10 protein-coding genes are annotated in these 12757 nt (G+C 60.5%); 2 read left to right on the plus strand and 8 right to left on the minus strand.

The annotated features are described in order from the left end of the window. From AC1RMF_RS09260 to hemC, 3 genes are read right to left on the minus strand one after another with little or no spacing between them, the layout of a single operon-like run. A complete protein-coding gene (locus AC1RMF_RS09260; protein WP_493141219.1) occupies positions 1-1095 on the minus strand; it encodes a uroporphyrinogen-III C-methyltransferase in 1095 nt (364 codons plus the stop codon). Further along, positions 1092-1892, minus strand: a complete 801-nt coding sequence (locus tag AC1RMF_RS09265) for a uroporphyrinogen-III synthase (protein ID WP_493141220.1) — start codon at positions 1890-1892, stop codon at positions 1092-1094. The genes AC1RMF_RS09260 and AC1RMF_RS09265 overlap by 4 nt, the downstream gene beginning before the upstream one ends. Then, a complete protein-coding gene (gene hemC, locus AC1RMF_RS09270; protein WP_493141221.1) occupies positions 1892-2809 on the minus strand; it encodes a hydroxymethylbilane synthase in 918 nt (305 codons plus the stop codon). The genes AC1RMF_RS09265 and hemC overlap by 1 nt, the downstream gene beginning before the upstream one ends. 54 nt (positions 2810-2863) lie before the next feature. On the opposite strand from hemC, the gene ppc reads away from it, so the two are divergent. After that, on the plus strand, positions 2864-5710 hold the full coding sequence (gene ppc / locus AC1RMF_RS09275) for a phosphoenolpyruvate carboxylase (protein ID WP_493141222.1): 2847 nt from the start codon (positions 2864-2866) through the stop codon (positions 5708-5710). Here the strand turns inward: ppc and AC1RMF_RS09280 are convergent. From AC1RMF_RS09280 to AC1RMF_RS09300, 5 genes are all read right to left on the minus strand, one after another. Beyond that, positions 5673-7775: a putative bifunctional diguanylate cyclase/phosphodiesterase gene (locus tag AC1RMF_RS09280; RefSeq protein ID WP_493141223.1), complete on the minus strand. Its 2103-nt coding sequence runs from the start codon at positions 7773-7775 to the stop codon at positions 5673-5675. The two genes, ppc and AC1RMF_RS09280, sit on opposite strands and share 38 nt — an antisense overlap. A gap of 292 nt (positions 7776-8067) precedes the next feature. Continuing rightward, entirely contained in the window at positions 8068-9066 is a 999-nt protein-coding gene (locus AC1RMF_RS09285; protein WP_493141224.1) for a hypothetical protein, read from the minus strand. A gap of 31 nt (positions 9067-9097) precedes the next feature. Next, a complete protein-coding gene (locus AC1RMF_RS09290; RefSeq protein WP_342616851.1) occupies positions 9098-9403 on the minus strand; it encodes a DUF1330 domain-containing protein in 306 nt (101 codons plus the stop codon). Positions 9404-9464: 61 nt separating this feature from the next. Further along, entirely contained in the window at positions 9465-10235 is a 771-nt protein-coding gene (locus AC1RMF_RS09295; RefSeq protein WP_493141225.1) for a LytR/AlgR family response regulator transcription factor, read from the minus strand. Further along, positions 10232-11269, minus strand: a complete 1038-nt coding sequence (locus AC1RMF_RS09300) for a sensor histidine kinase (RefSeq protein ID WP_493141226.1) — start codon at positions 11267-11269, stop codon at positions 10232-10234. Before AC1RMF_RS09300 ends, AC1RMF_RS09295 begins: the two co-directional genes overlap by 4 nt. A 51-nt stretch (positions 11270-11320) precedes the next feature. Here AC1RMF_RS09300 and argH point away from each other — a divergent pair, with 51 nt between their 5' ends. Further along, a complete protein-coding gene (gene argH, locus AC1RMF_RS09305; RefSeq protein ID WP_493141227.1) occupies positions 11321-12742 on the plus strand; it encodes an argininosuccinate lyase in 1422 nt (473 codons plus the stop codon). Positions 12743-12757 lie beyond the last annotated feature (15 nt).

Raw genomic sequence — 12757 nt, forward strand, 5'->3', positions numbered from 1 at the left:
TCAGCGTCCTGCGGCGGCGGTGGACAGCGCGGCCAAAGTATCGTCAATACGGGGGATCTCCAGGGATCGCATCTGCCCTTGTACCTGTTGCAGAAGCGCCTGGGCAGTCTGCGTCTTGCGGGAGCCTGCGTCGAAGTAGTGCGTCATGGCGGTGGCTGCCGTCGCCAGATCGGCACGCGCAGATTCGGCTTGGCGTGACAGCAACCCCAGACGGGCATTGAGCAAACGCAGTTTGAGGTTTTCCCGCAGAAAGAATGACTGTTCGGGCGACAACAGCGCCGCATCGGGGTCTTCCACACGGCTGACGCGAACCAGATTGCGAAACTCATCCAATGCCACGCTTCCCAGCCGTACCCACCATTGGGGAGGCGGCTCGTCGGCCTTACGCTTGCCACCATCGGCAGCCTTGCTGCCGGAAGTCGGCGCTGAAGCATTGCCCACCGCATTGGCGATGGGAAGGTCGTCCGCCAGCACCACCAGTTCATCAAGCTTGACCAGTAGCGAAGGCGTGTCCGCCAGCGCTGTGGCCTTGATGCGGGCCACGTCGCGCGCGATGGCGCGCTGCAGGGGTGTCAGACGCGGTTGCGCGGCTCGGGTAACGCGCAGATCCGCGCTCTTGAGGGCAGCCAGCAAGGGCTCAATGCTGCCCGTGAGCTGGGACTGCTGCTGTGCCAGACGGATGGCGGAATCAATGTCCACCACCAGATTTTCATCGCGCGAGCGCGACAAGCTCTGCATAAGTTCTTCCAGCTGGGTGCGCTGCAAGGAAACTTCTGCCAACTTGGCCTCGGTCACAGCCATCTTGGCCGCCGTATCCAGTGCCATTTCCTGCGCCTGTTTGGCCGTGGCGCGGGCCTCCATGGCTTGCGAACCGGCATCGGCGCTTTGGCGCGCGAGCTGTTGTTGGATATTGCTCAGCTTCTGCCAAACCAGAATGCTGCCCACTACGCCGGCCACGGCCACCAGGGCAACCGCAAACAGCAGACGACGGGAAGCAGAAGAAGGCGCCTGCACGGACGAAGGTTCGGTTGCCGCTGGCACGGAGACAGGCTCCGCCCGATCAGTCGTTTCAGGGTTGGCGGATGGGGTGCTCATGCCAGCGATTCTATCGAGGCAATCAAATCAGATATTTCTGGACGTGACTCGCACACAACACCAAAACCAGCCTCCCGCGCCGCTGCCGCAATGCGCGGGTGGGTTGCCACGGCACGTGCCGCGCGCCAGTTCACACCGGCGGCCGCGGCACGCAGGTTGGCGATGGCTTCGGAACTGCTGAACAGCCAGACACTGCGGTCCGCAGCGGCCAGTTGAACCAGCGCCACCGCGCCGGGTTTGAGCACTGGTGCGCAGCGTTCATAGGCCACGACAAAATCCACCGCGGCTCCCTTCTCTACCAGTCGCTGTGCCAGCCAGTCGCGCCCCACGCCCTTGCCCATATCCTCTGTGTCGAGCGGTTCGGCTTCGGTGCTGCCGCGCACCACCAGTACCCGCCAACCGGTTTGCACGCGCTGCCGCACCACCTGCCAGAGGGCCTCGGAGTCAAACTGCGAAGCGCCAGCGTCCGGCGCATCAATGCACTGGGGCGCAATACCGGCGGCCCGCAAGGCCGCGACCGTGCCAGGTCCCGTAGCCCAGAAGCGTTGTTCCGGCAGCAGATCCGGTTGGGCCGAGCCTTGCGGCCGGACGGCGAAAAAATGCTCCACTGCATTGGCACTGACAAACATCAGCGCATTGAAGGTGGTGACCTTCTGCCAAACGGCAACCACGCCTTGGCTGTCCGCAGCCGGACGGATTTCAATCAGGGGTAACGCCAGCGCGTCCAGACCCGCATCGCGCAAGGCCTTCACCCACTTTCCGGCTTGTGGTCCGGGACGGGTGACGATGACGCGCATCAGGTTGCGGCTTGGATGGCCTGAACCGCCACCTGCAGCTTGTGTGCGACAGCTTCGCCCAGGCGCAGCGCACTGCCAGCATCGGTAACCGTTGCCTGCTCCTGCACGGTCACCAGAGCGTGCTTGCCGTCAGGGTCGCCCCAGGCGGCACGGATATCGAGGACATTGCCTTGAAATACGCCGTGCGCTGCCAAGGGCATGGAACAGCTTCCGCCCATGACACGGCTGACGGCGCGCTCGGCCGTCACCGTCAACCAGGTCCGGTTGTCCATCAGATGTGACAGGGCGCGCACCACGTCGTCGCGCCCGGTACGCACTTCAATGCCCAGCGCCCCTTGGCCCGCGGCAGGCAGCATCTCCTGGGTTTCAAAAATGGTGCGAATGCGCGCACCCAGCTCCAGCCGCTTCAGACCGGCCGCCGCCAGCACAATGCCGTCGTACAGGCCGTCGTCGAGCTTGCGCAAGCGGGTATCGAGGTTGCCGCGCAGCGGCTCTATCTTCAAATCGGGCCTGAGGGCACGCACCAGTGCCATGCGGCGCAGGCTGGAAGTGCCCACCACGGCACCTTGGGGCAAGTCCTGCAGCGTGGCGTAGCGGGAAGATACCCAGGCGTCCCGCGGATCTTCGCGCTCCATCACACAAGCGAGCTCAAATCCGGGGGGAAGCTCCATCGGCACGTCCTTGAGCGAGTGCACAGCCAGATCCGCCTTGCCTTGCTCGAGCGCAGTTTCCAGCTCCTTGACAAACAGGCCTTTGCCGCCGACTTTGCTCAGCGATCGATCCAGAATTTGGTCGCCCTGGGTGGTCATGCCCAACAGCGTGACCTGGTGGCCTTGCTGTTCCAACAGCGCCTTAACGTGGTTTGCTTGCCACAGAGCCAGACGGCTTTCTCGGGTGGCGATGGTGAAATGTTGCACTGCGGTAACCTGTTTGTAACGGGAAGTTCCCTGCCAATGCTAGCATGTTCATCCATGAAGAATCCCTCCCCCCCACCCCCTGCCGCCGCCTCGTCTGTCACTGCAAACAAGCGCAACAAAGACAACGAACGTCCCCTGGTCGAAGACATTCGGTTATTGGGCCGGATTCTGGGGGATGTGATCAGAGAACAGGAGGGCGTGGAGGCCTACGAGTTGATCGAGCAGATCCGCAAACTGTCGGTCGCTTTCCGCCGCGACGCCGACCATGAAGCCGACAAGGCGCTCAAGAAGCTGCTCAAAAGCCTGAGTGGCGACCAGACAGTGAGCGTGATCCGCGCCTTCACCTATTTCAGTCACCTGGCAAATCTGGCCGAAGACCGCCACCACATTCGCCGCCGCGCCGTCCACGAGCGCGCTGGTGAAACCCAGGAAGGCAGCATTGAGGTCGCCATGTCCCGCCTGCGTTGGGCCGGCATCTCGCCACGGGTGATTTCCCAGACGCTGGAACAGAGCTACGTGGCCCCCGTGCTGACCGCACACCCGACCGAAGTGCAACGCAAGAGCATTCTGGACGCCGAGCGCGATATCGCCCAGTTGCTCACCGCGCGGGACGACATCAAGCAGCGCGCCATTGCCTTTGAGGGCCGCAAGGACGCACTCTCCCCGCGCGAGCTGGATGCCAACGAAGCCCAGATGCGCTCCCGCGTGATGCAGCTCTGGCAAACCCGCTTGCTGCGCTACAGCAAGCTCACCGTGGCCGATGAGATCGAAAACGCGCTGAGCTACTACGAATCCACCTTTCTGCGCGAGATCCCCAAGCTTTATGCCGAGCTGGAGGAGCTTCTCACCACCCAGCCGGTGCACACCTTCCTGCGCATGGGCCAGTGGATTGGCGGCGACCGCGACGGCAACCCCAATGTCAGCGCCCATACCCTGGAATACGCCCTGCGCCGCCAAAGTGAAGTGGCCCTGCGCCACTACCTCACCGAAGTGCATTACCTGGGTGGCGAGCTGTCCATTTCGGCCATCCTGTGCGACACCACGCCCGAGATGCAGGCACTGGCCGAGCGGTCACCCGACACCAACGAACACCGCAAGGACGAACCCTACCGCCGCGCGCTGACCGGTATGTATGCGCGTCTGGCAGCCACACTGCACAACCTCACCGGCACCAGCGCTGCGCGCCATGCGGTGGCACCGCAAAACGCCTACGTCACGGCCGAAGAGTTTGTGGCCGACCTGCGCGTGATTGAGGCATCTCTCAATGCCAACCATGGCGCCGCCCTGATTGCCCAGCGTCTGCGCCCCCTGATCCGTGCGGTGGAAGTGTTTGGCTTCCATCTGGCCACCGTGGACCTGCGCCAGAGTTCCGACAAACACGAAGAAGTGGTCTCCGAACTGCTGGCCACCGCCCGCATCGAGCACGCCTATTCGGCGCTGGACGAGTACACCAAGCGCACGCTGCTGCTCAAGCTGCTCAATGACGCCCGCCCCTTGCGCGTGCTGGGTGCCGAGTATTCGGCCCACACTGTGGCCGAGCTGGCCATCTTCTCGATGGCCCGCGAGATGCGCCAGCGCTTTGGCCACGAGGCCATCCGCCACTACATCATCAGCCACACCGAGACGGTGAGCGACCTGCTGGAAGTGCTGCTGCTGCAAAAAGAAGTGGGACTGATGCAAGGAACGCTGGACGCGCAAGGCAAGAACGACCTCATCGTCGTGCCCTTGTTCGAAACCATTGAAGACCTGCGCAATGCCGCACCCATCATGCGCGACTTCTACGCGCTGCCGGGCGTGACCGAACTGATCAAGCGCAGCGGCCGCGAGCAGGACATCATGCTGGGCTACTCTGACAGCAACAAGGACGGAGGCATCTTCACCAGCAACTGGGAGCTGTACCGCGCCGAGATTGCCCTGGTGGAGCTTTTTGACGAACTTGCCAAAGCGCACCAGATCAAGTTGCGCATGTTCCATGGCCGTGGCGGCACGGTGGGTCGCGGCGGCGGCCCCAGCTACCAGGCCATCCTGGCCCAGCCCCCTGGCACGGTGCGCGGCCAGATCCGCCTGACCGAACAGGGCGAAGTCATTGGCTCCAAATACGCCAACCCCGAAATCGGCCGGCGCAACTTGGAAACCCTAGTCGCCGCGACCCTGGAAGCCACGCTGCTGCAACCCACCAAGTCCGCCACCAAGGCGTTCCTGGATGCCGCTGCGGAACTGTCGCACAACAGCATGTCGGCCTACCGTGCGCTGGTCTACGAGACACCCGGGTTCACCGAATACTTCTTCAGCTCCACGCCCTTGCGCGAAATTGCCGAACTCAACATCGGCTCGCGCCCGGCATCGCGCAAGGCGTCTCAACGCATTGAAGACCTGCGCGCCATTCCCTGGGGCTTCAGCTGGGGCCAGTGCCGCCTGACGCTGCCCGGCTGGTTCGGCTTTGGTTCTGCGGTAGCGACTTTCGTGCAAGCCGAAACCCCGGCCAAGTCCAAGGAACGCATGGCCCTGCTGCAACGCATGTACAAGCAGTGGCCTTTCTTCAAGACACTGCTGTCCAACATGGACATGGTGATGGCCAAGAGCGACCTGGCCCTGGCCTCACGCTATGCCGAACTGGTAAATGACGCCAAGCTGCGCAAGAAGATCTTCAGCGCCATCGAATCCGAATGGCACGCCACGGCCCAGGCCCTGGTGCAGATCACCGGCGAGAAGCAACGCCTGGCCAACAACGCAGCCCTGCAGCGTTCCATCAAGCACCGCTTCCCCTACATCGACCCCCTGCACCACCTGCAGGTGGAACTGGTACGCCGTTACCGCGCCGGCATTGCCGACGAACGCGTGCAGCGCGGTATCCATATCTCGATCAACGGGATTGCGGCGGGGTTGCGCAATACGGGGTGATGGCCCCTGCTCTGCTGCGGACGAACTCCAGAAACTCGTTCGGCAACATCGGTTTGGCAAAAAGGTAACCTTGGGCAAAGTCGCAGTCGGCTTCCATCAGAAGGTCTCGCTGCAGTGTGCTTTCTATGCCCTCTGCGATGATTTGTATACCCAACTCATGGCCCATTCGGATGATGGCCTTGCACAAGGTGAGGTTCTTGGAACCCTGACGCAATTCCCGCATGAAGGATTGGTCTATTTTCAAGAAGTCAATGTCATAGCGATGCAAGTAGGACAGCGATGAATAACCAGTGCCAAAGTCATCCAACGACAGGCTCAGGCCCGATTGGCGCGTAGTCTGCAACTGCTGCTGCACCCATTCGGAGGCATCCAGCAGCAAGCCTTCGGTAATTTCGACAACGATGGCCTCTTGCGCCACATCGATGGAGTGCAGGTATTCCGACCAGTCAGAACCCTGAGGGCGCTTGCTTTGAAACTGAAGGGGCGATTTGTTGACCGAAATCTGCATCGATGCGTCCACCTCATTGCGCCAATGGCGAACCATGTGCGCAGCTGAGCGAAAAACCCATTCGCCAATTTCCTCAATCAGGCCGATGGATTCAGCCAGAGGGATGAATTCGCTGGGAGGGATCAGCCCTTGCTGCGGGTGATTCCATCGGATCAGCGCCTCTGCCTTCTGAATGGCACCCGATCGAAGGTTTACGATCGGCTGGTACACCAAGTGAAATTGCTGCTCGCGAACCGCAATATGGAGGTCATGGGCCATGCGCAGGCGGTTGCTTGAACGCTCCTGCAGTGCAGGTGTAAAAAAGCAAAAGCGGTTTCTGCCTTTCTTTTTTGCCTCATACATCGCCTGATCCGACAACTTCAGCAATTCGTCAAAAGACTCTCCGTTCTGCGGATACAAGGTCACTCCGACGCTGACCGAGACAAAAACGCACTGATCAAGCAGATCAAAGGCGTCGTCCATGCAACAGACGATCTTATGGACGATGTCACCTACGTAGGTGACTGACATCTGGTCGGTCAGGATGATGGCGAATTCATCGCCTCCCATGCGTGCCAGGGTGTCCGATGTGCGCAGGCAACCGGCAATGCGCTTGGACGCGGCGACCAACAACTGGTCTCCCACGGAGTGTCCCAGGGTGTCATTGACTTCCTTGAAGTGATCCAGGTCCAGTATCAGCAATGCAAGCCCATGGCCACTGCGCTTATGGCTGTTGACCGCTTGTTCCCAGCGGTCACGCAGCATGCGGCGGTTGGGGAGCCCGGTGAGCGCGTCGAAGTTGGCTTGCTGCCAGATGAGAGCTTCCGTTTTCTTATGCTCGGTGATGTCATGGGCAACGCCGTAGGTACCAATAGTCCTCCCCGTGGCGTCACGAAGCGGCATTTTCATAGAGACGTTCCAAGCCTCGGTGCCATCACTCCAGACTTCGTGATGGAGCTGATTGAATACCGGCGTGCCAGTGCGCATGATTTCCAACTCTTCGCGACGCGTTTGCGCGGCGTGCTCCGCTGAGTAGAAATCAGCATCCGACTTACCAACAGCTTGCTCAGGGCTATCCAGCCCATATCGCTTAGCCAAGCTGGCATTGATGCGAATGAAGCGACTCTCGCGGTCCTTGAAAAATATCTGATCGGGCACGCTGTCCATCATGGAATGCATCAAATCGCGTTCGTATTGGATAGCCATTTCCTGCAGATATTTTCCCGTCACATCCCGCCACTGCGACACGATTCCAGCGCTTGTTCCGAACGGCATGTAGCGATAGGCAATGCGCTCCAGCCAGCGTCCGTCCTTGAGTTTGAAGTAGCGCGGCTTGGGCTCGTCCAGGCCGAGCTTGAGAAGACGCAACGCAAAGGCATCATCCTCCGGGTTGGCAAGCAAACTGGCCTGGTATGCAAACCGCTCACTGGAGGTCATCCCGTAGACACTCTGCTCGGTAAATCCCCACATCTGCAAGTAGTGCTGGTTCACGAATTGCAAAACGTAGGCGTCGTTCATCAGCATGATCCCATCCGGATGGGATCGCAGCAGCTCCTCAGCCCAATGATGTTCTTGCATCCGAATCTCCTCGGGGGCACTGTTTCGGTGCCTACCACATCCTACCCCAATGGATGCAACTTGAAGAAATACTGCATGCAACGCACTACACCAGCACAACATCAAACGACTGGTGCTGCAATAACCACATGGCCTGCACCGCATTGGCGATCTGCCCCTGGCCTCGCAATGCGCCGAACTACTGAACGACACCAAGCAAGCTGCGCAAGAATATCTACAGCGCCATCAAACCCTTGGCTTGTTCAACTTAAGAATAAAAGGTCGCCACAATTTCTAGGCGCATCACCTTTTCCTATTTCATCTTACTGATATCGTAGGTATCCGAAACGCGCTTTGCATCGGTGATCCGATACACCTCGCACTTAGGTGTATCGGGCCTATTTACCAAGCGGAAGTTTTCACACTTTGCGATAGCAGCAATATCTGCAGCATCCTGTGATGGCTGGTCCGTCACAAAACCCCACGCCCCTTTGTAATCCCCATATGACGCATACGCTATGGATTTCATGGAATCAACATGACGCAAATGCTCCACCGCACTCACAAAGCTGATGGATCGCTTTTGTCCAACGAGGTCATCGGGTACCGGCAGGAGGCTCATGAAGGTTGGAATCTTTTCATAAACATCCACGGGCTTACTGAAATCAAATGCCCTTATTGAACTGTCTTGAATTTGTTCCGCCCAAGCTGCCAACTTATCGATTGCGACTTTTTTGTATGGCTTAGCCTTGAGTTCTTCTGGCGTCCAATCACCGGTGCCAGTTCCTCTGATACCGAGTACATCCGCGTTGATGCCCAGAACAATTCGGTAGTATCGCCCCCCACTTCCAGAGTTGGTCAATACAACATTCAGAAATGTAATTGGAGTAGTTCCCGCATTGACTGTCTGCGCATCAATCGTCATGCAGTTGTCTTGTCGGCCACGCCCCTTGTCACGCATCACTAAATGCCCCGGGGCGCAAGGAGTGCCGGTCCAGGAGGAATTGCTTCCAGGCCCCGTGTTTACCCCAACATACTGTCTGGCAAGAAGATATCCGCCGGAGTAGTAATCCAGTTGCACATATCCCATCTTTATGGGATCGGTGCCACCATTTGATGTATAGGCCTTTCCACTTGTAAATTTCCAGTTTCCATCATTTTGGATTATTGGATATCCACCAACCAAATCGCCGGGTTGGATGTAGTCACCCGCCTTGATCTCCCGAAGATTGCCTTCTGGATACAGCTCTGTTGCATGGGTTCCCGCAACAACAAAAGCCAATAGCAAGAATGAAACAGCTTTATTTAACATTCACGAACTCCCTAAAAATTGATAATGCTACTTAAACCGGTGCCGCCACCCCTTCCACCAGCACCATATTGAAATACACCGTCGCCCCCTGCCGCTTGGCGCGAGCCAGGCGGTAGTTTTCGCCGTTGTACCAGGCCTTGGCTGCCTCGTAGCTTGGGAATTTCAGCATTGCCAGCCGTGCGGGCTGCCAATCGCCCTCCAGTGTCTCAAAGCGGCCTCCGCGAGCCAAGTACTCGCCGCCCGCGGCCTTCACAGTGGTTGGGGCATCGGCCATGTACTGCTTGTATTGCTCCGGGTCGGAAATCTGCATATCCACGATTACGTAGGCGTCAGCCATGGGGTCTCCAGTTGGGGTTGAATCAGGTGTTTTCGATGGGCATGCCTAGGCCAGGTCTGCCTTAGCCCCGCGCCAGCATTTCTTTCACCGCCGCCAGCTGCCGCCGTGACACGAACAGCAGTTCGCTCACTCCATCCATACGCACGGCCCAGCCTTCGCCCTCTTCGGGGTCGTGGTGCTTTTCCAGCGCGCGCGCTGCGTGCTTGGCAATGAGTGCGTTGCGGTGGATGCGCAGGAACTGGTCGCGGTATTTTTCTTCCAGCTCGTTGAGCGAGCCGTCCAGGATGAAGTTGCGCGACCGGGTGCGCACGGTGACGTACTTCAGCTCGGCCTTGAAGTAGACGACCTCACCCAAGGGGACGCGCTCGGTGCGGTTGCGGTCCTGGATGATCAGCACGTCCTGGACATTTTGCGCAGGCGGTAATGCTCCGCGGGCCTGGTTGAAGCGCACGGCCTTTTGCAGTGCGGCCTCCAGGCGCTCCAGCCGCACCGGCTTGGTCAGGTAGTCGGTGGCGTCCAGCTCGAAGGCCTGCACGGCGTGCTCGGCATGCGCCGTCACAAAGATCAGTGCGGGCGGTTGCGGCAGCGCCTTGATGACCTGCGCCAGTGACAACCCATCGGCACCGGGCATATGGATATCCAGCAGCACCACGTCAAAGGGCTGATGCTGCAGACACTCCATCGCCTGGACCGCATTGGCAGCTTGCGCCTGCATCACTGCGGGCGGATGGCGACAGTCTTCCAGTAAGGTCCTGAGCCGCGCACGCGCCAAGCTCTCATCATCCACCACCAAAACGCGCAACACAGGTTCTGCTGCCTGTGAACCACTCATACCGGAACCTCCATACGAACCTGAAACACGCCGTCGCGCATGCCGCTGCTGAAACGGCCCTGCACATCATGCAGCAGGGCCAGCCGTTCACGCACATTGCGCAAGGCCTCTCCCGCACCCGCACGGCCAGGGCCGGCAGGCACCGTGTTGCTAACCTTGATGACCACCACGGAACCACGGCGCTGCGTGGAGATACGCACCATGGCGCCCGTGTCGCTGGGCTCCACCCCGTGGCGTACCGCGTTTTCCACCAGGGGCTGTAGCAAGAGCGGAGGCAGACGCGCGCCATCGGCCTGGGGGTCCAGATTCCACCCCAGTTGCAGCCGGTCACCGAAGCGCACCTGCTCAATGTCCAGGTACCGGCGCGCCAGTGCAATCTCGTCCGCCAATGTCACCGACTCCGTCCGGTCCATCAGGGCATGGCGGAACAGGTCGCTCAGGTCTTCCAGTAGCGCTTCGGCCTTGGCGGGCTCGGCCCGCACCAGAGCGATGGCGCTGTTGAGTGTGTTGAACAGAAAGTGCGGCTGGATGCGCGACTGCAATTCGGCCAGCCGTGCGGCCGTGTGTGCTGGCGTGCGCCCCTTGGCACGCAACACCAGCCCTCCCACCACCACGCCGGACAGGAACACGCCACTGGCAAAGGACGCCAGCCACGGCGGATTGGCCACCAGACCCGTGAAGGCCAGCAGGCCGCAGCCATACAAGGCCACCACACCGCCCAGCAGAGTGGCCAGCGTGTATTGCAAAAAGATGGGTATGCGGGCCAGCAGACGCTTGGCCATGCAGGTCAGCAGCAGCCAGGCCAACACCGCCGGCAAGGCGCCCCCTGTCACCAGCGACAGCTGCGATAGCCAGGCCAGCGCATCCGGGCTGCCGTACAGCGTTACCACGCCGATGGCCGCCTCCACAAACAGCAAGGCGCGCAGCACCACACCGATCTGGCAGGCATCAAAAACCAGCACGGGCGCAGATGCCGAACGCTCGTTGGCAGGGCCCTGTTCCGGGAGCGTCGATAATATTTGGGTATCTTCCATGTTTCACTGGATTCTGACGCCTTTTGGGCGCCCCACCAAACTGCCTTGCCTATGTCTTCCAAGCCCTCCTCCGCTCCGTCTGATAACCAACTCGACAACAAATCCCAAGCCTGGTCGGCGCTGTTCTCCGAACCCATGAGCGATCTGGTCAAGCGCTACACCTCCAGCGTGTTTTTTGACAAGCGCCTGTGGCTGGCCGACATCACGGGCAGCCTGGCCCACGCGGACATGCTGGCCGCCCAAGGCATCATCAGTGTGGCGGATCTGGCCTCCATCCAGGACGGCATGGCTACCATACGCGGCGAGATCGAAGCCGGTGAATTTGAATGGAAGCTGGACCTGGAGGACGTGCACCTCAACATCGAGGCGCGCCTGACCCAGCTGGTGGGCGATGCCGGCAAGCGCCTGCACACCGGCCGCAGCCGCAACGACCAGGTCGCCACCGACGTGCGCCTGTGGCTGCGCGGCGAGATCGACCTGATTGGTGATTTGCTGATCGCATTACAGAAGTCGCTGCTGGCCCTGGCCGAAAAGAACGTGGACGTAATCCTGCCCGGCTTCACCCATCTGCAGGTGGCACAACCGGTGAGCTTTGGCCACCACATGCTGGCGTACGTGGAAATGTTCAGCCGCGATGCCGAGCGCATGCAGGACGTGCGCCGCCGCGTCAACCGCCTGCCGCTGGGCGCCGCCGCACTGGCCGGCACCAGCTACCCGCTGGACCGCGAGCGCGTGGCCGTCACCCTGGGCATGGAAGGCGTGTGCCAGAACAGCCTGGACGCCGTGAGCGACCGCGACTTCGCCATCGAGTTCACCGCCGCTGCCTCATTGGCCATGGTGCACATCAGCCGCCTGTCGGAAGAGCTGATTTTGTGGATGAGCCAGAGCTTTGGCTTCATCGACATCGCCGACCGCTTCTGCACCGGCAGCTCCATCATGCCGCAGAAGAAGAACCCCGACGTGCCCGAACTGGCCCGCGGCAAGACCGGCCGTGTGGTCGGCCACCTCATGGGCCTGATCACCCTGATGAAGGGCCAGCCCCTGGCCTACAACAAAGACAACCAGGAAGACAAGGAGCCGCTGTTCGACACGGTGGACACCCTGAAGGACACGCTGCGCATCTTCGCCGAGATGGTGGGTGGCATCACCGTCAAGCCCGAAGCCATGGAGCGCGCCGCCCTGCGCGGCTACGCCACGGCCACCGATCTGGCCGACTACATGGTCAAGAAGGGCCTGCCCTTCCGCGACGCGCACGAGGTGGTGGCCCATGCCGTCAAGACGGCCATTGGCAAGGGCGTGGACTTGTCGGCGCTGTCATTGGCAGAACTGCAGGCGTTCAACCCCAAGATTGAGGCCGATGTGTTCGAGGTGTTGAGCCTGCGCGGCTCGCTCAATGCGCGCAATATTCTGGGTGGTACGGCACCGGCCCAGGTGCGGGCGCAGATTGCGCGGCACCTGGCGCGGCTGGCTTGAGCAAAAGCCTCCAGC

The organism is Rhodoferax sp. GW822-FHT04A08 (assembly GCF_058801025.1).

Coding starts and splice junctions, on each gene's coding strand:
- AC1RMF_RS09260 (WP_493141219.1), bottom strand. CDS start 1,095: ATGAGCACCCCATCCGCCAACCCTGAAACGACTGATCGGGCGGAGCCT.
- AC1RMF_RS09265 (WP_493141220.1), bottom strand. CDS start 1,892: ATGCGCGTCATCGTCACCCGTCCCGGACCACAAGCCGGAAAGTGGGTG.
- ppc (WP_493141222.1), top strand. CDS start 2,864: ATGAAGAATCCCTCCCCCCCACCCCCTGCCGCCGCCTCGTCTGTCACT.
- AC1RMF_RS09280 (WP_493141223.1), bottom strand. CDS start 7,775: ATGCAAGAACATCATTGGGCTGAGGAGCTGCTGCGATCCCATCCGGAT.
- AC1RMF_RS09285 (WP_493141224.1), bottom strand. CDS start 9,066: ATGTTAAATAAAGCTGTTTCATTCTTGCTATTGGCTTTTGTTGTTGCG.
- AC1RMF_RS09290 (WP_342616851.1), bottom strand. CDS start 9,403: ATGGCTGACGCCTACGTAATCGTGGATATGCAGATTTCCGACCCGGAG.
- AC1RMF_RS09295 (WP_493141225.1), bottom strand. CDS start 10,235: ATGAGTGGTTCACAGGCAGCAGAACCTGTGTTGCGCGTTTTGGTGGTG.
- AC1RMF_RS09300 (WP_493141226.1), bottom strand. CDS start 11,269: ATGGAAGATACCCAAATATTATCGACGCTCCCGGAACAGGGCCCTGCC.
- argH (WP_493141227.1), top strand. CDS start 11,321: ATGTCTTCCAAGCCCTCCTCCGCTCCGTCTGATAACCAACTCGACAAC.